General features: G+C 71.1%; 25 protein-coding genes. 20 read left to right on the top strand and 5 right to left on the bottom strand.

Features of this window, described 5'->3' with window-relative positions; translation table 11 throughout:
• The first annotated feature begins 30 nt into the window (after nt 1-30).
• Entirely contained in the window at nt 31-1,632 is a 1,602-nt protein-coding gene (locus OIE67_RS52250) for a cellulase family glycosylhydrolase (RefSeq protein ID WP_326634637.1), read from the top strand.
• Between the two features lie 47 nt (nt 1,633-1,679).
• Here the strand turns inward: OIE67_RS52250 and OIE67_RS52245 are convergent, their stop codons facing one another.
• Nucleotides 1,680-2,693, bottom strand: coding sequence for a LacI family DNA-binding transcriptional regulator (locus tag OIE67_RS52245; RefSeq protein ID WP_326634636.1), 1,014 nt, complete (start codon nt 2,691-2,693; stop codon nt 1,680-1,682).
• Between the two features lie 219 nt (nt 2,694-2,912).
• On the opposite strand from OIE67_RS52245, the gene OIE67_RS52240 reads away from it, so the two are divergent.
• From OIE67_RS52240 to OIE67_RS52160, 17 genes are all read left to right on the top strand, one after another.
• Nucleotides 2,913-4,073 carry an ABC transporter substrate-binding protein gene (locus tag OIE67_RS52240; protein WP_326634635.1) on the top strand — a complete coding sequence of 387 codons (1,161 nt, stop codon included), beginning with the start codon at nt 2,913-2,915 and terminating at the stop codon, nt 4,071-4,073.
• Nucleotides 4,070-4,981 (top strand): carbohydrate ABC transporter permease, encoded by a 912-nt coding sequence (locus OIE67_RS52235; protein WP_106250741.1) that lies wholly within the window; start codon nt 4,070-4,072, stop codon nt 4,979-4,981. Before OIE67_RS52240 ends, OIE67_RS52235 begins: the two co-directional genes overlap by 4 nt.
• Entirely contained in the window at nt 4,978-5,742 is a 765-nt protein-coding gene (locus OIE67_RS52230) for a carbohydrate ABC transporter permease (RefSeq protein WP_326634634.1), read from the top strand. Before OIE67_RS52235 ends, OIE67_RS52230 begins: the two co-directional genes overlap by 4 nt.
• Complete coding sequence (locus tag OIE67_RS52225) at nt 5,735-7,582, top strand: glycoside hydrolase family 127 protein (protein ID WP_326634633.1); 1,848 nt, start codon at nt 5,735-5,737, stop codon at nt 7,580-7,582. The genes OIE67_RS52230 and OIE67_RS52225 overlap by 8 nt, the downstream gene beginning before the upstream one ends.
• A gap of 264 nt (nt 7,583-7,846) precedes the next feature.
• Entirely contained in the window at nt 7,847-9,853 is a 2,007-nt protein-coding gene (locus tag OIE67_RS52220; protein ID WP_326634632.1) for a sensor histidine kinase, read from the top strand.
• 99 nt (nt 9,854-9,952) lie between these two features.
• Complete coding sequence (locus tag OIE67_RS52215; RefSeq protein ID WP_106250737.1) at nt 9,953-10,969, top strand: LacI family DNA-binding transcriptional regulator; 1,017 nt, start codon at nt 9,953-9,955, stop codon at nt 10,967-10,969.
• A gap of 11 nt (nt 10,970-10,980) precedes the next feature.
• Nucleotides 10,981-12,588 carry an FAD-dependent oxidoreductase gene (locus tag OIE67_RS52210; protein WP_326634631.1) on the top strand — a complete coding sequence of 536 codons (1,608 nt, stop codon included), beginning with the start codon at nt 10,981-10,983 and terminating at the stop codon, nt 12,586-12,588.
• 23 nt (nt 12,589-12,611) lie between these two features.
• Nucleotides 12,612-13,850, top strand: a complete 1,239-nt coding sequence (locus tag OIE67_RS52205) for an ABC transporter substrate-binding protein (RefSeq protein ID WP_326634630.1) — start codon at nt 12,612-12,614, stop codon at nt 13,848-13,850.
• Nucleotides 13,850-14,749, top strand: a complete 900-nt coding sequence (locus OIE67_RS52200) for a carbohydrate ABC transporter permease (RefSeq protein ID WP_106250732.1) — start codon at nt 13,850-13,852, stop codon at nt 14,747-14,749. Before OIE67_RS52205 ends, OIE67_RS52200 begins: the two co-directional genes overlap by 1 nt.
• Nucleotides 14,739-15,563 (top strand): carbohydrate ABC transporter permease, encoded by an 825-nt coding sequence (locus OIE67_RS52195; RefSeq protein ID WP_219912357.1) that lies wholly within the window; start codon nt 14,739-14,741, stop codon nt 15,561-15,563. The genes OIE67_RS52200 and OIE67_RS52195 overlap by 11 nt, the downstream gene beginning before the upstream one ends.
• A gap of 12 nt (nt 15,564-15,575) precedes the next feature.
• A complete protein-coding gene (locus OIE67_RS52190; RefSeq protein WP_326634629.1) occupies nt 15,576-15,845 on the top strand; it encodes a sulfurtransferase TusA family protein in 270 nt (89 codons plus the stop codon).
• 17 nt (nt 15,846-15,862) lie between these two features.
• Entirely contained in the window at nt 15,863-16,891 is a 1,029-nt protein-coding gene (locus OIE67_RS52185; RefSeq protein WP_326634628.1) for a LacI family DNA-binding transcriptional regulator, read from the top strand.
• Nucleotides 16,892-17,163: 272 nt separating this feature from the next.
• Entirely contained in the window at nt 17,164-17,967 is an 804-nt protein-coding gene (locus OIE67_RS52180; protein ID WP_326634627.1) for an alpha/beta fold hydrolase, read from the top strand.
• Nucleotides 17,964-18,410 carry a YdeI/OmpD-associated family protein gene (locus OIE67_RS52175; RefSeq protein ID WP_326634626.1) on the top strand — a complete coding sequence of 149 codons (447 nt, stop codon included), beginning with the start codon at nt 17,964-17,966 and terminating at the stop codon, nt 18,408-18,410. The genes OIE67_RS52180 and OIE67_RS52175 overlap by 4 nt, the downstream gene beginning before the upstream one ends.
• A gap of 130 nt (nt 18,411-18,540) precedes the next feature.
• A complete protein-coding gene (locus tag OIE67_RS52170; protein WP_326634625.1) occupies nt 18,541-18,867 on the top strand; it encodes a DUF3140 domain-containing protein in 327 nt (108 codons plus the stop codon).
• Between the two features lie 4 nt (nt 18,868-18,871).
• On the top strand, nt 18,872-19,222 hold the full coding sequence (locus tag OIE67_RS52165) for a nuclear transport factor 2 family protein (RefSeq protein ID WP_106250722.1): 351 nt from the start codon (nt 18,872-18,874) through the stop codon (nt 19,220-19,222).
• A 37-nt stretch (nt 19,223-19,259) separates the two neighbouring features.
• A complete protein-coding gene (locus OIE67_RS52160; RefSeq protein ID WP_106250720.1) occupies nt 19,260-19,472 on the top strand; it encodes a hypothetical protein in 213 nt (70 codons plus the stop codon).
• Nucleotides 19,473-19,669: 197 nt separating this feature from the next.
• Here the strand turns inward: OIE67_RS52160 and OIE67_RS52155 are convergent, their stop codons facing one another.
• Nucleotides 19,670-20,119, bottom strand: a complete 450-nt coding sequence (locus OIE67_RS52155) for a DUF6228 family protein (RefSeq protein WP_326634624.1) — start codon at nt 20,117-20,119, stop codon at nt 19,670-19,672.
• Between the two features lie 20 nt (nt 20,120-20,139).
• Nucleotides 20,140-20,751, bottom strand: coding sequence for a TetR/AcrR family transcriptional regulator (locus OIE67_RS52150; RefSeq protein ID WP_326634623.1), 612 nt, complete (start codon nt 20,749-20,751; stop codon nt 20,140-20,142).
• A gap of 125 nt (nt 20,752-20,876) precedes the next feature.
• Here OIE67_RS52150 and OIE67_RS52145 point away from each other — a divergent pair, with 125 nt between their 5' ends.
• The gene (locus tag OIE67_RS52145; RefSeq protein ID WP_326634622.1) at nt 20,877-21,824 is read left to right on the top strand and encodes a beta-ketoacyl-ACP synthase III; all 948 of its coding nucleotides are present in this window, start codon (nt 20,877-20,879) and stop codon (nt 21,822-21,824) included.
• 52 nt (nt 21,825-21,876) lie between these two features.
• On the opposite strand, the gene OIE67_RS52140 is transcribed toward OIE67_RS52145, so the two are convergent.
• Nucleotides 21,877-22,560, bottom strand: a complete 684-nt coding sequence (locus OIE67_RS52140) for a TetR family transcriptional regulator (protein WP_326634621.1) — start codon at nt 22,558-22,560, stop codon at nt 21,877-21,879.
• A 65-nt stretch (nt 22,561-22,625) separates the two neighbouring features.
• Between OIE67_RS52140 and OIE67_RS52135 the strand changes: the two genes are divergently transcribed.
• Nucleotides 22,626-23,900 (top strand): FAD-dependent oxidoreductase, encoded by a 1,275-nt coding sequence (locus OIE67_RS52135; protein ID WP_326634620.1) that lies wholly within the window; start codon nt 22,626-22,628, stop codon nt 23,898-23,900.
• Between the two features lie 21 nt (nt 23,901-23,921).
• Here the strand turns inward: OIE67_RS52135 and OIE67_RS52130 are convergent, their stop codons facing one another.
• Nucleotides 23,922-25,151, bottom strand: a complete 1,230-nt coding sequence (locus OIE67_RS52130) for an IS701 family transposase (RefSeq protein ID WP_326645176.1) — start codon at nt 25,149-25,151, stop codon at nt 23,922-23,924.
• Nucleotides 25,152-25,311: the final 160 nt, after the last annotated feature.

The raw sequence follows: 25,311 nt of genomic DNA, 5'->3' as shown, positions 1-25,311 counted from the left end.
ACCGGTTAACGGCAGTAGAAGGGCACCCTCATGACCCACCGACTCGGGCTCGCCACGGCGGCGCTCCTGTCGCTCCTGATCTCGATGCTCATCTCCCCGGCCCCCGCGCACGCCGCCGTCGGGTTGCGGGTCAGCGGCACGAGAATCGTGGAGGCCAACGGGAACGCGTTCGTCATGCGCGGCGTCAGCCACGCGCACACCTGGTACACCGGCCAGACCGGCTCGTTCGCCGACATCAAGGCCCTGCGCGCCAACACCGTGCGCGTGGTGCTGAGCGGCGGCCGGTGGCCGGCCAACGGGGCGGCCGACGTGGCCAACGTCGTCTCGCTGTGTCGGCAGAACCGGTTAATATGCGTGCTCGAAAACCACGACACCACCGGGTACGGCGAGCAGAGCGGGGCGTACCCGCTGGACCAGGCCGTCGACTATTGGAGCAGCGTCAAGAGCGCCCTCACCGGCACGGAAGACTTCATCGTGGTCAACATCGGCAACGAGCCGATCGGCAACAACAACGCCTCCTCCTGGACCGCCGCGACCACCGGCGCGATCGGCCGGATGCGCGCGCTCGGCTTCCAGCACCTGCTGATGGTGGACGCGCCCAACTGGGGCCAGGACTGGCAGTTCACCATGCGCGACGACGCCCAGACCGTCGCCGCCGCCGACCCGCAGCACAACACCGTCTTCTCCATCCACATGTACGGCGTCTTCGACACCGCCGCCGAGATCAACGCCTACCTGAACGCCTTCCAGAGCGCCGGCCTGCCGCTGGTCATCGGGGAGTTCGGGCACAACCACTCCGACGGCGACCCGGACGAGGACACGATCATGGCGCAGGCGCAGTCGCGCGGCCTCGGCTACATCGGCTGGTCGTGGAGCGGGAACGGCGGCGGCGTCGAATACCTCGACATGGTCACGAACTTCGACGCCGCCAGCCTGACCTCGTGGGGGCAGCGCATCTTCAACGGCGCGAACGGCATCGCCGCGACCTCGCGCGAGGCCACGTTCTTCGGCGGCGGCACCCCCGACACCACCGCCCCGACCACGCCCGGCACCCCCTCGGCGGCCGGCATGACCGCTACCGGGGCCACCCTGACCTGGACGGCCAGCACGGACGCGGGCGGGTCGGGACTGGCCGGGTACGACGTCTACCGCGAGCAGGGCAGCACCGACACGCTGCTCGGCCAGAGCGCCACCCCCACGATCGCCCTCACCGGGCTGAGCCCCGCCACGAGGTACGAGGTCTACGTCCGCGCCCGCGACGGAGCCGGCAACGTGTCGGGCAACTCGGCCACCACGACGTTCACCACCACGTCCGGCGGAGGTGGCGGCGGCTGCACGGCCACCGGGTCGGTGCAGAGCCAGTGGGGCGGCGGGTACGTGGTGCAGGCCACGGTCACCAACACCGGCACCGCCCCGGTCACCGGCTGGACGGTCACCTTCACGCTGCCGTCCGGGCACACGATCGCCGGCTCGTGGAACGCCACGCTGACGACCAGCGGGCAGACCGTGACGGCTCGGAACGCGGGCTACAACGGCAACCTGGGCGCGGGCGGCTCGACCGGCTTCGGCTTCCAGGTCACCCGTCCCGGCGGCACCGCCACCGTGAGCTCGTACACCTGCGCCGCCACCTGACGTACACCTGCGCCGTCTCCTGACCGGCCCATCCGCCTCCCGGAGTGTCAGGACACCCCGGGAGGTGAGGTGGAGTCGCGGATGACGAGCTGGCACGGCAGGGTGTGCACGCCCGGAGTCGCCCTGCCGTCGATGGCCGCGAACAGGTGCTGCGCCGCCGTCCGCCCCAGCACCTCCAGGTTCATGTCCACGGTCGTCAGCGCGGGCCGCGTCTCGGTGGACAGCACCTCCCAGTTGTCGTAGCCCACCACGGCGACGTCGTCGGGCACCCGCCGGCCCCGCTCGCGCACCGCCTCGACGAACCCGGCCGCGATCTGGTCGCTGCCGCAGAACACCGCGTCGATCTCCGGCTCGGCCATGAGCAGCATCTCCGCCGCGTGCCGCCCCCACCGCTGCGACCACACCCCGGACAGCGTCCGCCCCGCCTGGGCGACGCCGGCCTCGGCCAGCGCCTGGCGGAAGCCCTCCTCGCGGTCGCGGGCCGCCTTGTAGTCGCCGGGCCCGGTGACGTGGGCGATCCGCCGCCGGCCGAGTGCCAGCAGGTGGCCGACGGCCATCGCCGCCGCCCCGACGTCGTCGGGCACGAACGACACGTCGGCCGGGTCCTCCGACGGCCCGTACGCGTAGACGACCGGCACCGGCAGGTCCTTGCTGATCGACGGCCGCGGGTCGGTGCTCTCGCCCACCACGATCAGCCCGTCCACCCGCCGCGACAGCAGCGCCCTGATGTGGTGCTGCTCCCTGATCGCGTCGCCACGCGCGTCGCAGAGCAGCACGGCCATCTCCCCGGCGCCGAACGCGTCTTCCGCGCCGAGCAGCACGGGGATGCCGAACCGGCCGACGCTGTCGGAGGTGAGCAGCCCCACGGTCCGCGTCTGCCCGGACAGCAGCCCTCTGGCCAGGGCGTTCGGCTGGAAGGAGAGCTCGGCCGCGGCGGCGAGCACCCGCTCCCGCGTGGCCGCGCGCACGTCCTGGCGCCCGTTGAGCGCCTTGGAGGCCGTGGCGATCGACACCCCCGCCAGCGAGGCCACATCGTTGATGGTCGCCCGCTTAACCGCCATATGTCGAAACCCTTTTCGGTGAATGGTGAACCACAGAGCACCTTAGCACCCATTGACAGGGCCTCTTGTTTCTTCTACGTTTCCGAAAACCTTTAAGTCCAGGAGCACATCATGAGACGAAGGCTGGCCGGGATCTCCCTCCTAGGTGTGTTAGCGCTCACAGCCGCAGCTTGCGGCGGCGGAGGCGGCGCAGGCGGCGCCACGCCCGCGGACGGACCCGTGACGATCACCATGTGGACCCGCGCGGCCACCCAGACGCAGACCGAGCGCCTGGTCCAGGCCTACAACAGCAGCCACAAGAACCAGGTCAAGCTCACGGTCATCCCGACCGACAACTACCAGCCGCGCATCGCGGCGGCGGCCGGGGCCAAGCAGTTGCCCGACGTCTTCGCGGCCGACGTCATCTTCGTCCCGAACTACACCTCCCAGGGCCTGTTCATGGACGTCACCGACCGGATCGCGGCGCTGCCGTACAAGGACAAGCTCGCCCCCTCGCACATGAAGCTCGGCACGCTGGACGGCAAGCAGTACACGCTCCCGCACACCCTGGACCTGTCGGTCTGGTTCTGGAACAAGGACCTGTACGAGAAGGCCGGCCTCGACCCCGAGCAAGGGCCGAAGACGCTGAAGGAGTTCGCCCGGCACGCCACCACCATCCACGACAAGCTGGGCAAGGACGGCAAGGTCCACGGCACCTTCTTCGGCGGCAACTGCGGCGGCTGCTACGTCTTCACCTTCTGGCCGTCGGTCTGGGCCGCGGGCGCGCAGGTCATGAACGACGACGGCACGGCCTCGCTCAACGACCAGCCGGTCATGACCGAGGTGTTCCGGATCTGGCGCGAGCTGTACGAGAAGAAGGCCACCGGACCGACCGCCAAGGAGGAGCAGGGCCCGACCTGGACCGGCTTCTTCCCCAAGGGCGAGATCGGCGTCATGCCGATGCCCTCGACCACGCTCGGCCTGATGCCGAAGGAGATGAAGATCGGCGTCACCCCGATCGCGGGCCCCGACGGCGGCGAGTCCACGTTCGTCGGCGGCGACTCGGTGGGCGTCTCCGCCACCAGCGAGCACGCCGACGCCGCCTGGGAGTTCCTGTCCTGGACGGTCTCCGACGACGCCCAGATCGAGGTCATGGCCAAGAACAAGGACGTGCTCGCGCGCACCGACCTGGCCGACAACAAGTACTCCGCCGAGGACCCGCGGGTGGTGCTGATCAACTCGCTGGTGGCCAAGGGCCAGACGCCGTACGCGCTGCGCTTCGGCCAGACCTACAACGACCCGCAGGGCCCGTGGCTGCGCCTGGCCCGTGAGGCGGTGTTCGGCGACGCGGCGAAGGTCGCGCAGTTGAACGCCGAGATCACGAAGTCGCTGCAGCAATGACGCTGACGGTCACGAGATCCGGGCGGGCGGCACACGCGGCGCCGCCCGCCCGGTGGCGCGGCAGGAAGGTGCAGGGCTGGCTGTACGCGGCCCCGACGGCGGTCATCGTGGGCGTGCTGTTCCTCGCGCCCCTCGTGCTGGTCGTCTGGATGTCGCTCAACCGCTGGCCGCTGCTCGGCCCGGCCACCTTCAACGCCCCGGACAACTACCTCAAGATCGCCGACAACCCGCTGTTCGTGGACGCGGTCGTGTTCACGCTCAAGTACACGGTGATCACCACGGTCCTGCTGTCGGGCGTGGCGCTCGGGCTGGCGCTGCTGGTGCAGGAGCGCAGGCCCGGCATCGCCTTCTTCAGGACCGCGTTCTTCCTGCCCGGCGCGGTCGGCTTCGCGGCGGCGGGCCTGCTGTTCTACGGGATGCTGAACAACGACTTCGGCCCCATCGACCCCATGCTCCAGGCGCTCGGCATCACCGGCGAGCCGGTGAAGTGGATCGGCACCCCGAACATGGCGCTGTTCTCCACGATCACGCTGGTGCTGTGGCGCTTCGCCGGGTTCAACATGCTCATCCTGCTGACCGGCCTCCAGGCGATCCCCACCGAGGTGTACGAGGCCGCGAGGAGCGACGGGGCCAACCGGTGGCAGATCTTCACCAAGATCACACTGCCGCTGCTGCGCCCGACGCTGGCGCTGATGCTGATCCTCAGCGTCACCGGCTCGCTGCTGGCCTTCGACCAGTTCTTCGTCTTCACCAACGGCGGCCCGGACAACAGCACCGTCTCCATGGTCATGGTCGTCTACCGCGACGCCTTCTTCCGCTTCGACCTCGGCGGCGCGGCGGCCCTGTCGGTCGTGCTGCTCGCGGCCCTGGTCGGGCTCAACACGCTGATGATGAGGAGGCTGCGGTGAGCCGCTACCTCACCCTGTCCGCGCTGGCGGTGCTGTTCCTGTTCCCGCTGGTGTGGAGCGGCTACGCCTCGCTGGAGGAGCCGTCCAACTACCTGGAGATGGCCGGGTTCGGCGAGGGGCTGGACACGTACGCGACCAACAGCGTGCTGGTGTCCGTCATGACGGTGGGCGGCACGCTCGTCGTCTCGGCGCTCGGCGGCTACGGGTTCGCCCGGTTCGACTTCCCGGGCAAGAACCTGCTGTTCCTGGCCACGCTGGCGATCCTCATGGTGCCGTACGCGACGATCCTGATCCCGCTCTACGTCCTGCTCGGCTACCTCGGCCTGCAGAACTCCCTGGTCGGGCTGTCACTGGTGTTCGTGATGTTCCAGCTCCCGTTCGCGCTGTTCATGATGCGCAACGCGTTCGAGGCGCTGCCGCGCGAGCTGGAGGAGGCCGCGCTGGTGGACGGGTGCGGCACGTTCCGCGCCTTCTCCAGGGTGCTGCTGCACGCCGTGCGGCCGGCGCTGATCACGGTGGGGCTGTTCGCCTTCCTCGCCTCGTGGAACGACTTCTTCGCCCCGCTCATCCTGCTCAACGACGGCTCGTCGTTCACGCTGCCGGTGGCCGTGGTCAGCATGACGCAGCACACGTTCGGCGCCGTCGACTACGGCATGCTCCAGGCCGGCGTCATGGTCATGGCCCTCCCCTGCCTCATCCTCTTCATCGTGCTGCAGCGCCACTACGTGCGCGGATTCATGTCAGGAGCTCTGCGTGGCTAATCCCGTCCTGCCCTCATCGGGCGTCCTGTCCCCCATCGGCCTCGACGCGGTACGCCTCTCGCCCGGCTTCTGGGGCGACCGGGCCGCGCTCAACCGCGAGGTCACGATCGACCACTGCCGGGAATGGGAGGAACGAGAAGGCTGGATCGGCAACTTCAGGGGCGAGCGGCCTCGCAGGGGGCGGGAGTTCAGCGACTCCGAGATCTACAAGCTGCTCGAAGCCATGGCCTGGGCCGGCCATCCCGGGCTGCCCGCGCTGGCCGAGACGGTGGCGCAGGCCCAGGAGGGCGACGGTTACCTCAACACGCGCTGGTCCGGCAGCCGTTACACCGACTTCGAGTGGGGTCACGAGCTCTACTGCTACGGCCACCTCATCCAGGCGGGCGTGGCCCGGCTGCGCACCCATGGAGCGGACCTGCTGACGGAGGTGGTCGTCAAGGCCGCCGACCATGTGTGCCGCCGCTTCATGAACGGCACCGAGACCTGCGGCCACCCCGTGATCGAGATGGCGCTGGTCGAGCTCTACCGGGCCACCGGCACCGAGCGCTACCTGGAGATGGCCCGCCGCTTCGTCGACCGTCGCGGGCTGCCCGCCCTGGCCGACATCCCCTTCGGCCGCGGCTATTACCAGGACGACGTGCCGGTCAGGCAGGCGCAGGTGTTCCGCGGGCACGTTGTACGCGCGCTCTACCTGGCCTCCGGCGTGGTGGACGTGGCGGTCGAGACCGGGGACCAGGAGCTGCTCAAGGCGGTCGAGTCCCAGTGGGAGCGGACGGTCGCGCGGCGGACCCACCTGACCGGCGGCATGGGCTCGAGGCATGCCGACGAGTCGTACGGCGAGGACTACGAGCTGCCGCCGGACCGCGCCTACAACGAGACCTGCGCCAGCATCGCCTCCGTCATGCTGGCGCACCGGCTGCTGCTGGCCACCGGTGACGTCCGCTACGCCGACCTGACCGAGCGCACGCTCTACAACATGCTCGCGACCGGCGTCGCGCTGGACGGCCGCTCGTTCTTCTACGCCAACCCACTGCAGGTACGGGTGCCGGCGGTGCCGCACGACGGCGTCAACCACGCGGCGGAGGGCGGGCTGCGTTCGCCCTGGTTCGACGTGTCCTGCTGCCCGAACAACATCGCCCGCACGCTGGCGTCGCTGCCCGCCTACCTGGCCGCCGGGACCGGCGACGGGATCGTGCTGCACCACTTCACGCCGTCGGAGATCCGGCACGGGCGGCTGGCGGTGCGGGTGGAGACCGGCTACCCGTGGACCGGCTCGGTGCGGGTGCGGGTGCTGGAGGACGGCGCGGGCCGCATCGGCCTGCGCGTCCCCGCCTGGGCGGCGGACGCGACGCTGGCCCGCGTGCCCGTCTCCGCCCAGGACGCGCCGCTGCCCGAGGGGCCGGTCGTGCGGCCGGTGAGTCCCGGGTACGTGCACGCCGACGGGCCGTGGCGGGCCGGCGACGAGCTCCGTCTTGAGCTGCCGATGCGGCCGCGGTGGACGTTCCCCGACCGGCGGATCGACGCGCTGCGGGGCAGCGCGGCGGTCGAGCGGGGGCCGCTGGTCTACTGCGCGGAGTCGGTGGCCGACGAGCCGCCGCTGGGCGATCTGACGGTACGCGCCGAGCCGCCGGTCGAGCGGCCGGCGGGCGACGGGGCCGAGGGGGTGGTCGAGCTGGAGGTGGCCGCCTCGCTCGGCGGCTCCGGCTCCAAGGACGGGTGGCCGTACGGCGCGGCGGATGCTCCGGGGGACGGCGGTGACGTGCGGTTGCGGCTGGTTCCTTACCACCGGTGGGGCAACCGGGGGCCCGCCACCATGCGGGTCTGGCTGCCGACAAGGTAGTCGGGTAGCGCCTATTCTGTCCTGGCCCCGCCCGTTTCGCGGGGCCAGGATGGACGGGTACGCCGGGCTCGGGCGGGGAAGGCGGAGGGCAGCACGATGGCCGAACTCGCCGACACGACAGACGACCCCGGACCTGGCCCGGGGACCGGCCCGGACACCGACCCTGGAACCGGCCCGAAAGCCGGCATCGGAACCGCTCCGGAACCCGACACCGGCGTCGGGCCGGAAGCCGGCGTCGGAGCTGGAGCCGGGCGCGCACGGCGGATGAGCGGTGCGGCCGTGGTGGCGGCCGTCATGGCCGTGGCCTCCCCCGTGCTGGGGCTGGCCACGATCCTGGTCTGGCTCGGTCTGCCCGCCGAGTGGGCCCCCACGAAGACGGTCAGCCCGCAGTCCGCCGTCGTCTTCACCTTCCCGGCGGTCGGCGCGTTCCTCCTTTACCACCGGCCCCGCCTGAACATGGCCTGGCTCATGTGCTCGGGCGGGCTGGCCGCCGGGATCAGCGACGTGTCCAGCGCGCTGATGTTCCGCGCCGCCGCCGGCGGCGAGCTCGCCCTGGCCGGCTGGTTGCGGGTGCCGACGCAGCTCGGCTGGGCGGTGTGCGGGCTGGCGCTGACGATGGTGCTGCCGCTGTACTCGCCGGACGGCCGGCTGCCCTCCCCGCGCTGGCGGCCCGCGCTGTGGCTGGGCTGCCTGTCGATCACGGCCGCGACCGTGCACAACCTGTTCCGGATGACGCCGCCCCGCGAGGGGTACCCGTACCCGGAGGTCATCCCCAGCCCGCTCGGGATCCCCGCGCTGGCGCCGTACATGGAGAGCGTGAACGTCGTCGGCTGGGCCGGCATCTACACGGCGATGGCGCTGTCGGCGCTGTCGCTGCTGACCCGGATGCGGCGGGCCGACCCCGCCACGCGACGGCAGATCGGCTGGCCGCTGTTCGCCTTCGCCGGCTACATCGTCTTCCTGGTCCTGGCCGCGATCTGGCCGGTGTTCATGTGGCCGGCGATCGTGTGGGCGGCGGCGATCCCGTTCGCGGTGGCGTTCTCGGTCATGCGTTACCGGCTCTACGGGATCGACACCGTCGTCAGCCGGGCCCTCGTCGCGGCCGGCCTGGTGATCGTGGTCAGCGCCGTCTACTTCGGCGCGGGCGCGCTGTCCGGGCTGGTGGTCTCCGGCTACGACCAGGTGGCCGGGATCACCGCCGCGCTGTTCGCGGGCGCGTTCTTCCAGCCGCTGCGCCGCGCCCTGCAACGGGTCGTGGACCTGCTGCTGTACGGCGCGGTGGGCGACCCGGGCGTGCTGGCCGGGCGGCTGACCCAGGCCGTGCGCCGCGGCGATCCGGCCGAGGCGCTGACCTCGGTGGTCAGCGTGCTGCGTGACGGGCTCGCGGTCGAGGGCGTGGCGGTGGAGGTGGCCGACGGCGAGCCCCGCTACGTCGAGAGCGGGCGCGTCGGGCCGGCCGCGCGCGAGGTGCCGCTGGTCTGGCACGGGACCCGCGTCGGCCGCCTGCTCGTCGGCCCGCCGGGGCCGCGCCGCTTCCCCGCCGCGCACAACGAGCGCGTCCTGGCCACGCTGACCCCCTACGCGGCGGACGTGGCGCACGCCGTGCGCATGGCCGCCGACCTGCAACGTTCGCGGGAACGCATCCTGACGGCCAGGGAGGAGGAGCGCCGCCGGCTGCGCCGCGACCTGCACGACGGCCTCGGCCAGACCCTGTCGGCGATGGCCATGACCATCAACATGGCCCGCCTCAGCCTCAAGAGCTCCCCCGAGGCCGCCGACGAGCTGCTGCGCGAGCTGCACACCGGCATGGGCGCCGTCACCAGCGACATCCGCGAGCTCGTCTACGGCCTGCGCCCGCCCGCGCTCGACGACCTGGGGCTGGCCGGCGCGATCCGGGACCTGGCCGGCCGGTCGTCCTCAGGCGTCGAGGTCGAGGTGGAGATCGGCGGCGACCTGTCCGACCTGCCGGCGGCCGTGGAGGTGGCGGTCTACCGCATCGTCCAGGAGGCCCTGACCAACATCCGCAGGCACGCGGGCGCGTCGCGGGCCACGATCGCCGTGCACCGGGAGGAGGGGGTGCTGCGGATGCTGATCGGCGACGACGGCCGGGGGCTGCCCGAGTCGCACCGGGCGGGCGTGGGGCTCGGCTCGATGCGCGAGCGGGCGGCCGAGCTCGGCGGCATCTGCGTGGTGACCGGCGAGCCGGGCGCGGGCACCCGGGTCGAGGTCGCGCTCCCCCTCACCTCCACGCCACCGGTGATAATCCGCTAATCCGGATTAGCGCTGCGGGAACTCTTGACACCACGCGGCCGCGCAGCGAACAATTCCAGGCATCGCCCCGCGCTAATGCGCATTAGCTAGGATCACCGCATGCCTCCCCCAGTCCCGTCACGACGCCTGACCCAGCGCGACATCGCCCGGCTGGCCGGTGTCAGCCAGACCACCGTCTCCCTGGTGCTCAACAACCGCGCCGACGCCGAGTCCCGCATCCCGGCCGAGACCCGGGACCGCGTGCTGCGGGTGATCCAGGAGACCGGCTACGTCGCCGACCCGGCGGCCCGCAGGCTGGCGGCCGGGCGCAACCGCATCCTCGGCGTCTTCACCTACGAGCCCGTCTTCCCCAGCGCGACCGGCGACTTCTTCCACCCGTTCCTGATCGGCATCGAGGAGTGCGCGGAGCAGCGCGGCTGCGACCTGCTGCTGTTCACCAGCGCGCCCACGGTCGACGGGCGCAAGCGGGTCTACCACCAGGACCACCGGCTCCGGCTGGCCGACGGGTGCGTGCTGCTGGGCCGCGAGCTGGACCGCGAGGACCTGGCCAGGCTGGTGGCCGAGGACTACCCGTTCGTGTCAGTGGGCCGCCGCGACGACGCGGGCGGCACGGTGCCGTACGTCGGTGCCGACTATCCGGCCGCCGTCGGTGAGCTGGTCGCGCGGACGCGGGCGATGGGTCACGAGCGCGTCGCCTATCTCGGCCACGGCCGCGGCCCCGAGTCGTACGTGGACCGCTACCGCGGCTACGCCGAGTCCGTGCCCGAGCCGCTGCGGCTCGACCCGGGCGAGCCCGCGGAGATGGCCGAGCGGGTGCTGGCCGCGGGCGTGACGGCGGTGCTGGCCGAGGAGTACGCCGACGGCGTCGCCCTGACCGACGTGCTGGGCCGGCGCGGCGTCTCCGTTCCCGGCGACCTGTCGGTGCTCACGCTGGGCGATCCGACCCGGCCCGCGCCCACCGACGTCGACTTCACCGGCTTCCGCATCCCGCGCAGGGAGATGGGACGCCAGGCGGTGGAGGACCTGACCGAGCTGGTCGAGGGCGGTTCACCCGTCCAGCGGCTGCTGCCGTGCGAGTACACCGAGGGCGCCACGCTGGCGCCCGTACGCAGATGAAAGGACCGGATTTGCGCGAGTCGAGCACCGAGGTGCTGATCGTCGGGGGCGGCCTCGGAGGGGTCGCCGCGGCGCTGGCCGCCCTGCGGGCCGGCCGGAAGGTGGTGCTGACCGAGGAGTACGACTGGCTCGGCGGCCAGCTGACCAGCCAGGCCGTCCCGCCGGACGAGCACACGTGGGTGGAGCGGTTCGGCGTGACCGCGAGTTACCGGGCGCTGCGCGACGGCATCCGCGACTACTACCGGCGTCACTACCCGCTGACCGAGGCCGCCCGCGCGTGGGGTGAGCTCAATCCCGGCGCGGGCCACGTGAGCCCGCTGTGTCACGAGCCGCGGGTGGCGGTGGCGGTGCTGGAGGCCATGCTGGCTCCCTACCGGGGCGGCGGGCGGCTGACCGTGCTGCAGCCGTACCGGCCGGTCGGGGCGGAGATGGACGGCGACCGGGTGACGGCCGTGCGGCTGGCGCACCGCGACGATCCCGGCGACGAGATCTGGGTCGCCGCGCCGTACGTGCTGGACGCCACCGAGACCGGCGAGCTGCTGCCGCTCACCGGCACCGAGTACGTCACCGGCTTCGAGTCGCAGGCCGACACCGGCGAGCCCAGCGCGCCCGCCGCCGCCCAGCCGATGAACATGCAGGCCGTGTCGGTCTGTTTCGCCCTCGACCACGTGGACGGCGACCACACGATCGACCGGCCGGAGCGCTACGACTTCTGGCGGGCGTACCAGCCCGAGTTCTGGGGCGGGCCGATGCTCGGCTGGCGCAGCCCCAACCCGCGCACGCTGGAGATCTCCGAGCGTTCCTTCACCCCCAACCCCGGCGACGACGCGCTGCGGGTCCGGGCCGACCAGCGGCGCAACCCCGGCGACGGCAACCTGTGGACCTTCCGCAGGATCGCCGCCCGCGACCTGTTCGCGCCGGGCGCCTACGCCAGCGACATCACCCTGGTCAACTGGCCGATGATCGACTACATGGAGGGCCCGGTCATCGACGTGCCCGACGCGGCCGAGCATCTGGCGGCGGCGCGCGAGCTGTCCAGGTCGGTGCTCTACTGGCTGCAGACCGAGGCGCCCCGCCCCGACGGCGGCACCGGGTGGCCGGGGCTGCGGCTGCGCGGCGACGTGACGGGCTCGGCCGACGGCCTGGCCCAGGCCCCGTACGTACGGGAGTCGCGCCGGATCCTGGGCGAGTACACGATCGTCGAGCAGGACCTGTCGATGGCCGTGCGCGGCGACAAGGGCGCCGCCCGCTACGCCGACTCGGTCGGCATCGGCATGTACCGGATCGACCTGCACCCCTCGACCGGCGGCGACAACTACCTGGACGTGCCGAGCAGCCCGTTCGAGCTGCCCCTCGGCGCGCTGCTCCCCCGCCGCGTGCGCAACCTGCTGCCCGCGGGCAAGAACCTGGCCACCACCCACATCACCAACGGCTGTTACCGCCTGCACCCGGTCGAGTGGAACATCGGGGAGGCCGCGGGCGCGCTGGCCGCGTTCTGCCTCGACCGGTCCACGGCCCCGCACGCCGTGCGGGCCGACCCCGCCCTGCTCGCCGACTTCCAGGAACGCCTGGAGGAGCAGGGCGTCGAACTCCACTGGCCGGACGTGTCCGGCTACTGATCCCCCCTTTGTTAGGAGCGCCGATGCGCATCACCATGGCCGCCGCCGGGCTTGCGGGACTGCTCGTCCTGACCGCCTGTGGCTCGGGCGCCGAGCCCGCCGCCACCGGCCCCGCCACGCTGCGGATGACGATCTGGACCGGCAACGCCGAACACCTGTCCCTGCTCAACTCGATCGCCGACGAGTACAAGAAGACGCACCAGGACGTGGCGGCGATCAAGTTCGACACGCTGCCGATCGAGAACTACACGACGACCCTGACCACGCAGATCGCCGGCGGCAACGCCCCCGACCTGGCCTGGATCCTGGAGAACTCCGCGCCCGACTTCGTCGGCTCAGGCGCCCTCGCGCCGCTGGACAACCTGGTCCAGCCGGAGCAGCTCGCGCCCGCGACGACGAAGCTGTGGCAGCAGGAGGGCAAGCTCTACGCCTACCCGTTCTCCACCTCGCCCTTCGGTGTCTTCGTCAACCTCGACCTGCTGAAGCAGGCCGGGCAGAAGCCGCCCAAGGCGGGCTGGACGTGGGAGCAGGCCGTCGCGGCGGCCGCCGCCGTGAACAAGGAGAGCGGCAAGGCCGGCCTGGTGGTGCGCGACTTCGACTACAAGGGCTGGGACAACCTGGCCACCGTGTGGGGCGGCTGGGGCGCCGAGGCGTGGAGCGAGGACGGCAGGACCTGCGGCTTCGCCAAGCCGGAGATGGTCGAGGCGATGACCTTCCTGCACAAGGCGATCTTCACCGACAAGGCGCTGCCCGCGCCCGGCACCACCGCCGACTTCTTCGCCGGTGAGGCCGGGATGACGATCACCCAGATCTCGCGCGCCTCGCTGCTCAAGGACGCCACCTTCAAGTGGGACCTGATCCCGCTGCCCACCGGCCCGAAGGGCGCCTACAGCGTCATCGGCCAGGCCGGCATCGGTGTCATCAAGAAGAGCCCGAACGCCGCCAAGGCCGCCGACTTCCTGTCGTTCCTCTCCAACCCCGACAACTCCGCCAAGCTCGGCCAGTACTTCCCGCCGCCGCGCACCCAGCTGCTCACCGCGGAGAGCCTGGGCAAGAGCAACCCGCTGCTCAAGCCCGAGCAGCTCCAGCAGGTCGTCATCGACGGCATCTCCACCGGCCGGGTCAAGCCCAGCCACGCCGGGCAGGCCGAGCTGGCGCAGACCGTGCGGGCCCAGCTCGACCAGCTCTGGCAGCCGGGCGCGGACGTGACGAAGACGCTGGCCGGGGTGTGCACCGCGATCCAGCCGATGCTGGCCAAGTGATGCCCGACCGTACGACGTGGTGGACGGCGAGCCGCAGGGACCACCTGGTGGGGTACGCCTTCGTGGCCCCCCAGCTGCTCGGGAGCCTGCTGTTCGTCTTCCTCCCGCTCGGCCTGGTGCTCTACTACAGCCTGCACGAGTGGAACGTGCTGGCCGACACGTTCGAGTTCGTCGGCGGCGAGAACTACCGGCAGTTGCTCGCCGACCCCAACGTGCCCAAGGTGCTGGGCGCCACCGCGCTGTTCTCCGTCGGCCTGGTGGTGTTCAACCTGTCGCTGGCCATGCTGCTGGCGGTGCTGCTCAACCAGCGGCTGCGCGGCACGGTGGTGTTCAGGACGCTGTTCTTCTCGCCGGTGGTGGTCTCGCTGGTCGCCTGGACGATCGTGTGGGGCTTCCTGCTCCAGTCGAACGGCGGCGTCAACGCCCTGCTCCAGACCGTGGGCGTCGAGGGGCCCAACTGGCTGCGTACGGGGACGGGCGCGATGGTGTCGGTGATCGGCGTCCAGGTGTTCAAGAACGTCGGGCTCAACATGGTGCTGTTCCTGGCCGCGCTGCAGGGCGTGCCCAAGGAGCTGTACGAGGCCGCCAGGATGGACGGGGCCGGCGCGTGGACCAGGTTCGCCCGGATCACGCTGCCCATGATCAGCCCGACCGTGCTGCTCACCTCGATCATCACGGTGGCCGGGTCGCTGCAGGTGTTCGCCCAGATCGCGGTGCTCACCCAGGGCGGTCCAGGCACCTCCACGACCGTGCTGGTCTACTACCTCTACCAGCAGGCCTTCCAGTTCCACCACTTCGGTTACGGCGCCACGCTGTCGGTGCTGCTCTTCGTGATCGTGCTCGCCCTCACCGTGCTGCAGTGGCGAATGCGCAGGAGGTGGGTGTTCCTTGAGGCGTAAGACCCTCCTGTACGGCGTGCTGTGCGTCCTGTGCGTGCCCTTCGTCTTCCCGACCTGGTGGATGGTCACCTCGTCGCTGAAGCCGGTGAGCGACATCTTCGCCTTCCCGCCCTCGCTGCTGCCCGGCCGGCCGCAGCTGGAGGCGTACCGGCAGGTGTTCGAGCTGCAGCCGTTCGCCCAGCAGTACTGGAACAGCCTCTACATCGCCGCCGTCGTCACCGTCGGCACGCTGGCGGTGTCGTCGCTGGCCGGATGGGCGTTCGCGCGCATCCGCTTCCGCGGCTCGAACGCGTTGTTCCTGGTCATCCTGGTCGGCCTGCTGATCCCCAGCGAGGTCACGATCGTGCCGTTGTTCCGGCTGTTCCACTCGGCCGGGCTGACCGACACGCACTGGCCGCTGATCCTCATCCCGATCCTGGGCGCGCCGAGCGTGCTGGCCACGTTCATCATGCGGCAGTTCTTCCTGGCGCTGCCGAAGGAGCTGGACGAGGCGGCGGCGGTCGACGGGCTGGGGCGCCTGGCCACGTTCTGGCGGATCGGGCTGCCGCTGGCCAGGCCGGCGGTCGGCGCGGTGGCCATCTTCACGTTCCTGCACAGCTGGAACCTCTACCTGGAGCCGATCGTGTTCCTGTCCACGCCGGAACGGTTCACGCTGCCGCAGGCGCTGACCCAGTTCGTGGACGCCTACGGCGGGCCGATGTGGAACGTGCAGCTGGCCGCGGCCTCGCTGACCGCGCTGCCGGTGCTGGTGGTGTTCGTGGTGGCGCAGAAGCAGTTCGTGGAAGGATTGGCACATACGGGACTCAAGGGGTGATTTCCTAGAAGCATGCCTGATCTCGTGGTCGACGGCGGCGACAAGCTCTGCGTGCAGCTGCTCCTCGAACTGCGCGCCCACGTGCGCGCGGCCGGTCCCGGCGCGGTGATCCACCTGATCGCCGCCGATCCGGCCGCGCCCGTGGACCTGCCCGCGTGGTGCCACCTGACCGGGCACACCTATCTGGGCCCCGTCGAAGGGGCGGAACGGGCCACCTACGCCCTGCGCGTGGCCCCGGCCGCCAAGGAGACCCGGGAATCGAAACCCTGGCACGCGGCTTAAGCGGTTAATATCAAACGGTGAAACGCCCCACCATCGCCGACATCGCCAGCAGGGCGGGAGTGTCCAAGGTCGCGGTCTCCTACGCGCTCAACGGGCAGCCCGGGGTGTCGGAGGCGACGCGGGCCAGGATCGTCGCCATCGCCGACGAGATCGGCTGGCGTCCCAACAGCGCGGCCAGGGCGCTCAACGGCGCCCGCGCCAACTGCGTCGGCCTCGCGCTGTGCCGGCCCGCCCGCATCCTGGGCGTCGAACCGTTCTTCATGGAGCTGATCAGCGGCATCGAGGGCGTGCTCGCCGACCGCTCCTACGCGCTGCTGCTCCAGGTGGTCACCAGCCACCAGCAGGAGAGCGAGGTCTACCGGCACTGGTGGGGCGAGAGCCGCATCGACGGCGTCTTCCTCGTCGACCTGCACTACTCCGACTCCCGGGTGAGCGAGCTGGAGCGGCTCGGCATGCCGGTCGTGGTCATCGGCCATCCGTCGGAGTCGGGCTCGCTGTCGGCCGTCTGGTCCGACGACGGCGAGGCCGTCCGCGAGACCGTCGGCTACCTGGTGGCGCTCGGCCACCGGCGCATCGCCCGGGTGGCCGGGCTGCCCGAGCTGGTCCACACGACCGTCCGCGACCAGGCGTTCGCGCAGGCGTGCGCGGGCATTGGGGAGCACGCCGTCGAGCACGTCATCGTGCACACCGACTACACCGGCGAGGAGGGCGCCCGGGCCACCAGGCGGCTGCTCAGCTCGCCCGACCGGCCCACCGCCATCATCTACGACAACGACATCATGGCCGTGGCGGGCCTGTCGGTGGCCCAGGAGATGCGGGTGGACGTGCCGCGCGACCTGTCCATCGTGGCCTGGGACGACTCGCCGCTGTCGCAGGTCGTCCGGCCGCCGCTGACCGCGCTCACCCGGGACATCCCGGCGTACGGGGCGCACGCGGCGCAGCGCCTGCTCGCGCTGATCGCCGGCGAGAGCGTGCCTCCCTTCGAGGACCAGGCCGCCATCCTCACCCCTCGCGGCAGCACCGGCCCCGCCCGCCTCGCGACGTAAGCGGGGAGAACTCGCGGCGCGTGTCCGGGGCGGGGGCGGCGGCTGGCAGACCGCCGGCTCCTGGCCCGGACACGCGCCGCCCCCTCCTTCGCGGCGTCAAGCCCTTCGGGAGCCGTCCCGGCGTCCCCCGCGCGAGACGGCTCCAGATGTACCCGAGTGCCACATGCCTGCTTCGCGTACGCCCGTACCTAAATGAGATGGGAAATCCAGCGAATCGTGACCTGGCGGCCAGGTGTTGACAAATTTTTTTGTCGGCAACTACTGTCGACACCATGAGCAACGTCACGTCCGCGGACGGCACCCGCATCGCCTACACCCGCGCCGGCTCCGGCCCGGCGGTCGTCCTCGTGGACGGCGCGCTCAGCCACCGCGCCCAGAGCATCAACGCCGGCCTGGCCACCGCCCTGGCCGCGCACTTCACCGTCTACACCTACGACCGGCGCGGCCGGGGTGAGAGCGGCGACACTCCGCCCTCCATGCCCTTCGCTCCTGAGCGCGAGGTCGAGGACCTGGCCGCGCTCGTCGCCGAGGCCGGCGGCCCCGTGCGCCTCTACGGCACCTCGTCCGGCGCCGCCCTCGCCCTGGCCGCCGCCGACAGCGGGGTCCCGGTCGAGCGGCTGGCCCTGTACGAGCCGCCGTTCATCGTGGACGCCACCCGGCCACCCATTCCCGATGACTACCTGCGCACGCTGGACGACCTGGTCGCCGCCGACCGGCGCGCCGACGCGGTGCGTTACTTCATGCGCAGGGGCGTCGGGCTGCCGGGGTTCGTCGTGGTCATGATGCGCTTCATGCCCGCCTGGTCCACGCTCAAGGCGCTGGCGCACACGCTGCCCTACGACGCGGCGTTCGTCGCGCCGTACGAGCACGGCGCGCCCTATCCCGCCGCCGACTGGGCCTCGGTCAAGGCGCCCACGCTGGTCATGGACGGCGGCAAGAGCCAGGCCTGGATCAGGAACGCGGCCCGCGCGCTGGCGGAGCACCTGCCCGAGGCCACCTACCGCACGCTCGAAGGGCAGACCCACATCGTCAAGCCGGAGGCGCTGGCGCCCGTACTGGAGGGATTCTTCCGATGAGGTTCCGCACCACGGTCGAGTTGAACGGCAAGACCGCGACGGGGTTCGAGGTCCCGGCCGCCGTCGTCGAGGAGTTCGGCGCGGGCAAGCGGCCGGCCGTGACCGTCACGGTCAACGGCCACACCTACCGCAGCACGGTGGCCCCGATGGGCGGCCGGTTCCTGCTGCCGCTCAGCGCGGAGAACCGGGAGGCCGCCGGGGTGGCGGCGGGCGACGAGGTCGAGGTGGAGCTGGCCGCCGACACCGCGCCGAGGCAGGTCGAGGTGCCCGCCGACCTGGCGGACGCGCTCGACGACGCGCCGGAGGCCAAGGCGTTCTTCGAGAGCCTGTCGTACTCGGGCAAGCGGCGTTACGTGCTGGCCGTCGAGGCCGCCAAGAAGCCGGAGACCCGGCAGCGGCGCATCGCCGACACGGTCACCAAACTCACCGCCGGCCTCCGCTGAGCCACGCGCCCGGCTGACGTGAGGCGGCCGCGCGAATCCCGGCGGGCACGGGCGTACGGCGGCCGTGCGAATGCCGCTCGGGGCGGGTTTCAGGTGCGTAAGGCCCGGCCAGGCGGGTAGGCGGCCTGGCATGAGTGCAGGGTTCGAGGGTTTCGACACCGACATGTTGTGGGACGAGTTCCATCGTGTGGTCAACATGAGCTCCGAGGAACTTCGGGCCCACCTGCTCGCCGACGCGTCCGACGAGGAGGGGTTCCCTCCTGACCCGGATCTGGGCATCGACGAGCTGGGGCGCGCCGTTCTGCATGTCCTGCGCAAGCGGAAGGGCGACCTGACCAAGGTCGATCTCGACGTGATGCGGCAGGTCGTGGAGCTCGTCGAGACCATGGGCGACCATACGGACGACGGCTCGCGGCGCGAGCTGATGTCCGTCGGACACGATCCGCTGAGAGGTTAGACCGATGGTCGAGCCTCTTCCGTGGATCGAGGGATACGTGCGGGCGTGGAACTCCAACGATCCCGACGACATCGCCGCCCTGTTCACCGAGAACGCGGTCTATTACACCGAGCCGTACAGCTCGCCCTGGCAGGGGCGTGACGAGATCGTCGCGCAGTGGCTGGGACGGCAGGACAAACCTGGCGAGGCCACTTTCGAGTGGCATCCGGTGTGCGTGACGGACGACCTGAGCGTCATCCAAGGAGTCACGACATATCCGGATAAAACGTACAGCAACCTCTGGGTGATCCGCTTCGCTTCCGATGGGCGATGCCGGGAATTCACCGAATGGTGGATGCGGCACGATGCCAAGTGATGCAATGGGCCGAACCGTCTTCACCCGAGGAGATCCGTTGAGAGACAACCTCGACCTCGCCGCGAGCGCCCAGGAACTGGCCGACGCCGCCCCGACGGGATCGATCGACCGCGCCGCCGCCTCGTCGGTGGCGATCACGCTTGCCACCACCCGTGACATCTCCGACGCCAGGAAGACCCTGGACGGGCTCTCGCCCGAGGAGGTCAGGCAGGCGGCGCTGCAACTGTTCGACCGGCTCTCCTCGGCCTGACCCGCCCGACCGCTTCTCCTCGGACCGGCACCACCTGCAACCGGCCGCGCCACCAGCCCGCCGACCGGCGTCACCGGCACGGGCTCTTCCGGCGTGGGCTCTTTCAGCGCGGACCACTCAACGCTGCCCAACTGTCGCGCCGGCTATCTTCGCGCTGCCCGTTTTCGCGCTGCCCGTTTCGCGTCCCCCACCGACCTTCATGGCCGGGCGAGGAAGGCCCGGACGTCGGAGGCCAGGGTGGTCAGTTGCTGCCCGGCCTCGATCCAGGTGGTCGCGGAGACCTCCCACGTCGCGTCCTTGTCGAGGCCGGGGCGCATTCCCCAGCTCAGCTCGACGTGACCACCGGAGTGGAAGCCGGCTTCGAGCGTGAGCTGGTCGGTGTCCCAGGTCCGCGTTCCCGGCCAGCCGCGGAAGTCGTCGGCGAGCCCGCGCAGGAAGGCGGCCAGGTCACCGGCGAGGTCGTAGATCGAGACGGTCACCTCGGGGATCGTGGCATGCAGTCCATCGGCCGTGGCCTCGACGGAGAAGACGGTCTCGTCGTCGTCGATCCGCCGCCCACTGAGCCGGATCGCCACCGCGGGGTCCCGCGAACAGCGAACCAGCACATCGGACGGCACGTCCCGGCCCTCGTGACCTTCGTAGCCCACGCGAGCAGGATAGTCAGCGCTCAGCGTGTGGGGGTGCGGCCCAGGCGGGCTCGCATGGCCTGGCGGGCGTACGTGGCGGCGTGGGGGTCGCGGTGGAGCTGGACGGCGTGGTTGAGCGCCATGGCCAGGCCCAGGAGTTCGAAGGCGAGGAGGCCGGGGTCCGTGTCCTGGGGGAGATCTCCCGCGGCCACCGCTCTGCGAATCTCCTTGCCGAGACGGTCACGCCAGGCGTCGAACCGTGACTCGACCGCGTCCCGCACCGGGCCCGGGCGGCCGTCGAACTCGTGCGCGGCGGCCGTGAAGAAGCAACCGCCGGGAAAGACCTGACGTTCCAGGTAGGAGATCCACGCCTCGCAGAGCATCCGCAACCGGGTCAGGCCGGGCGCGGCCGAGCGGGCGGGCTCCCAGACCTCGGCGCGGAAGATCTCGTCGGCGCGGCCCAGGACCGCGAGCTGGAGGGCTTCTTTGGAGCCGAAGTGGCCGAGCACGCCCGACTTGCTCATGGCCAGTTCGGCGGCGAGGCGGCCGATGGTCAGCCCTTCGAGCCCGTCGTTGGAGGCGATGGCCACCGAGCGGTCGAGGATGGCCGCACGCGTGCCCATCGCCTCGGCCGCGGACCTGCGCGGGCTCATCCGAGCTCGCTTCCGGGCAGCGGTTGCCTGCCGCCGGTGTGCCGGTGGGTGAGCGGGGTCATGGGGCCAGGGTAGCGGGCCTCGATGAATTAGCGTACGAACGGTCGGTTGCTATAGTCCGCAACATGAATGGATCACGGCTTGTCGCGACTGGTCACTATCAACCGGCAAAAGTCCTGACGAATGATGATCTGGCGGCCATGGTGGACACCAGTGACGAGTGGATCACCAGACGGGTCGGGATCCGTACCAGGCACGTGGCCGCTGACGGCGAGAGCGTGGCGGATCTGGCCACGCACGCGGCCGCCAAGGCGCTGGCCGGCAGCGGGCTGGAGCCGTCCGAGATCGATCTTGTGCTGATCGCCACCTGCACCCAGACCGAGCGCGCCCCCAACGTGGCCTCCCACGTCGCGGGGCGGCTCGGCGTGCCTGAGGCCGCGCTGATGGACGTCGGCGTCTCCTGCTCGGGGTTCACGCACGCCCTCGCCCAGGCCGACCACGCCATCCGCGCGGGCGCGGCGACGAACGCGCTGGTCGTGGGGGCGGACAAGATGACCGCCGTGACCGACTGGACCGACCGGACGACGTGCGTGCTGACCGGCGACGGCGCCGGGGCCGCCGTGGTGAGCGCGGTGAGCGCGGCCGAGGAGCCGGGGATCGGGCCCGTCGTGTGGGGTTCCGCGCCGGAGCTGGGGACCGCCGTACGGATCGAGGGGACGCCCACCCGCTTCTCCCAGGACGGCCAGTCGGTCTACCGCTGGGCCACCACGCGGCTGCCCGAGCTCGCCCGGCGGGCGTGCGAGCGCGGCGGCGTGCGGCCGGAGGAACTGGCGGCGGTGGTCCTGCACCAGGCGAACCTGCGCATCATCGAGCCCATTGCCCAGAAACTCGGCGCGGTGAACGCGATCGTCGCCCGTGACGTGGTCGAGTCGGGCAACACCTCGGCCGCGAGCGTGCCGCTGGCGCTGGCCAAGCTGCTGGAGCGGGGCGAGGTGGCGAAGGGTGCGCCGATGTTGCTGTTCGGCTTCGGCGGGAACCTGTCCTACGCGGGCATGATCGTGCGCTGCCCCTGAGGATGGATTCAGGGGCCGGCGGCGGGCGGGTCGGCTGACGTGCGCGGCCGGCTCAGGGCGCGAGTTCCGGTTCCGGCGGCCCGGCTGATGGGTGCGCCTCACCCGGTCCTGCTCGGTCTGGATGGTGGCCACCATGTCGCCCGTCCGGCCCGCTCAGGTGGGCGACCAGTTTCTCGATCTGCTGGGCGTAGTGGTCGGTGAGCTCGGGCGCGGCCGGGTCCTGGTCCCAGACGGCGCGGACGAGCTGGGGAAACGAGATGCCCGCCGCCGCCATCGCGAAGAGCGCCACCAGGAGCGCGCCCGGGTCGAGGTCGGCGGGGAACTCGCCGGCCTCCTGGCGGCGGCGCAACTGCTCCAGGTCGCGCCGCACATCGGCGACGAACGCCGGGTCGGGTGCCGTGTCGTCGGTGAGGCCCTGCCAGAGCATCAGCCGGCCGTAGTCGCGGCGCTCCGCGTTGGCGCGGACGTAGGAGGCGGCCAGCTCGCCGAGTGAGGCCGACGGGTCGGCGAAGGCACTCTCCTCGGCCTGCCAGCGGGTGTTGAGGGCCTGGTAGAGCCCCTCCTTTCCACCGAAATAGTACGAAATAAGCTGCTTGTTCACCCCGGCCCTGGTCGCGATCTCGCTCACCCGCGCCCCCGCGAACCCCTTCGCCGCGAACTCCTCCAGCGCGGCCTGCAGAATCCGGGCCTTCGTGCGCTCGGGGTCGCGCTGCCTCTCCTCCGGTGCTCGCCTCATACTCGCCAGCTTATCATCCAACTGTTTGGTTGACAGTTTCATCCGATTGGTTGATAGTCGGAGGCATGACGACGCAGACGAAGCACATCGCGATCATCGGCGGCGGGGTCGGCGGGCTCTGCCTGGCCCAGGGGCTGCGCAAGGCAGGGCTCGACGTGACCGTCTACGAGCGCGACCGGACCCCGTCCGACCGGCTCCAGGGCTACCGCGTGCACATCGACCCGCACGGCGCCCGCGCCCTGCACGACTGCCTGCCCGCACCGCTGTGGCAGGCCTTCCTGGACACCACCGGACGAGGCGGGCAGGACTTCGGCTTCCTCACCGAGCGGCTGCGCACGCTGGCGCTGCTGGAGACGCCGGCCGCCGCCGACCCGGCCGACGACCACCACTCCGTCAGCCGCATCACGCTCAGGCAGGTGCTGCTGTCCGGCCTGGACGACGTCGTACGATTCGGGAAGACGTACGAGCGCTATGAACGGCTGCCCGACGGGCGGGTGCGGCTGTTCTTCGCGGACGGCACCGACGCGACGGCCGACATCGTGGTGGCCGCGGACGGCGGCAACTCCCGGGTGCGCAGGCAGTACCTGCCGCACGCAGAGCGGGTGGACACCGGGATCACCACCGTGGCGGGCAAGTTCCCGCTGACGGCGGAGACCAGGAAGCTGCTCACGCCCCGGCTGGTCGAGGGCCCCAACAACGTGATCCCGCCCCAGGGGATGGGGTTCTTCACCGCCCCGCACGACCTGGGCGCGGGCCTCGCGCGCGAGGATGGGATCGGCGGGACCGAGCAGGAGGGCGCGCTGATGGACAACGCCGGCAGCTATATCCTGTGGGCGTTCGGCGCGACGTCAGGACGGTTCCCCTCGAACCTCTCCGGGATGACGGGCGAGCAGCTCAAGGCCACCGTGGCGGGCATGATCGCGTCCTGGCACCCCGACCTGCGCAGGTTGGTCGACCTGTCCCACCCGGACACGGTCACGCTGCTGCCGATCCGTACCTCGATCCCGATCGAGCCCTGGCCGGCCGGCACGATCACCCTGCTCGGCGACGCCATCCACAGCATGACGCCGATGCGCGGCATCGGCGCCAACACCGCGCTGCGCGACGCGCGCCTGCTCTGCGCCGCTCTGACCGCCGGCCTGACCATCGGAGGCGACCCCGTCGCGGCCATCGCCCGCTACGAGGCGGAGATGCGGGAGTACGGCTTCGCCGCCGTACGCGACTCGCTGCGCTCGGCCGAGCAGTTCATCGGGGACAACCGGGCGGCGCGGGCCGGGTTCAAGACGTTCCTGCGGGTGGTGCAGCACGTCCCCGCGCTCAAGGCCAAGGTGTTCTCCTAGTACTCCAGTGACACTTCGCGATCATGGTTTGGATCTGCGCTGGTAGTGGCAGCGTCGGGCGATGGCTTGGTGCCGGCGGCGCCAGTCTGACCAGCGCAGAACATCGGTGGTTGATCGGTGCCGGGTCAGCAGCAGGGTGGCCAGTAGCCGGCGGATCTCGGGCAGTGTCAGCGGGATGCGGTCCTCTGTGGTGTCGGACGGCTGGACGGCGGCGATGGCCGCGAGTAGGGCCAGGGCGAGCATGGCCAGGGTGACGTGCCGATGCCAGGCCGTCCAGCCGCGCACCTGATAGTGATCCAGCCCGACCTGACCCTTGGCGGCTTGGAAAGACTCCTCAACCGCCCACCGAATCCCAGCGATCTTGACCAAGGCCATCAGCGGCTGCCGGGCAGGGGCGTAGCAGCGGTAGAACGCCAGCTCACCGGTGGTCAGGTTGCGCCTGATCAGCAGCCACCGATACCCCTGGGCCTCGCCTTCATCGATACGGGCCCACGCCCAGGCATACCAGCGCGGGCCCTTGGCTCCTTGACCGGCGCGGTAGCGGTGCCAGTGCCGATCGGCCACCCTGGCGGCGACCTCGGCCGCGCTCACCTGGACGCCCTCGAGTTCGATGCGCCGGTTGCCCGCGATCGCCAGTACGTATCCCATCCGGCGTTCCTCCAAGGCGGCGCGCAGGCGCGGGTCTTGGCCGTAGACCTCATCGCCGGTCAACCAGTGTGCGGGCACGCCGGCCTCCAGGGCGGCCAGCATCATCGCGGTGGCCAGGGCGGGCTTGGTGGCGAAGGCGATCTCGTCCGGGACGCCGGCCGCGCGGCACCGATCAGGATCGGCCATCCAGGTGTGCTCGGGCAGGTAGAGCCGCCGGTCCAGCAGTGCCCGCCCGGCCGGGGTGGCGTAGGCCAGGAACACGCCGATCTGGCAGTTCTCGATCCGGCCCGCGGTGCCGCTGTATTGCCGCTGCACCCCGGCCGAACCGGCGCCCTTCTTGAGGAACCCGGTCTCATCCGCGATCAGCACGCCGCCGGGGCCGAGCCGGTCGACGACGAAATCCCGGACGTCATCGCGCACCTTGTCGGCGTCCCAGCGGGCGGTGCGCAGCAGCCGCTGCAGCACCTGCGGGCCACCCAGCCCGGCGTGTTCGGCCAGGTTCCAGCAGTTCTTGCGGTCGAGGTCAGCCAGCAGCCCACGCACGTACGCGGTCACGGCGCGACGTGGCTCCACGCGGCCGAACCGGCCGGCGATCCGGGCCATCAGCTCGTTGAAGGTGACCATCCAGCCGTCAGGGTCTACGCTGTGGCTCGCGGCCACCGCATGATCTTTGGTTGTCTTCACAAACTCCGAATGATCTCGCGGTGGCCGTCGCTATGTGACCTCGCACTCCTCAAGATCGCGAAGTGTCACTGGAGTACTA

The organism is Nonomuraea fuscirosea, assembly GCF_035917475.1.
Lineage (GTDB): Bacteria > Actinomycetota > Actinomycetes > Streptosporangiales > Streptosporangiaceae > Nonomuraea > Nonomuraea fuscirosea.
Note: the sequence above shows the minus strand (reverse complement) of the source record. Positions and strands in the feature narration are given on the sequence as shown.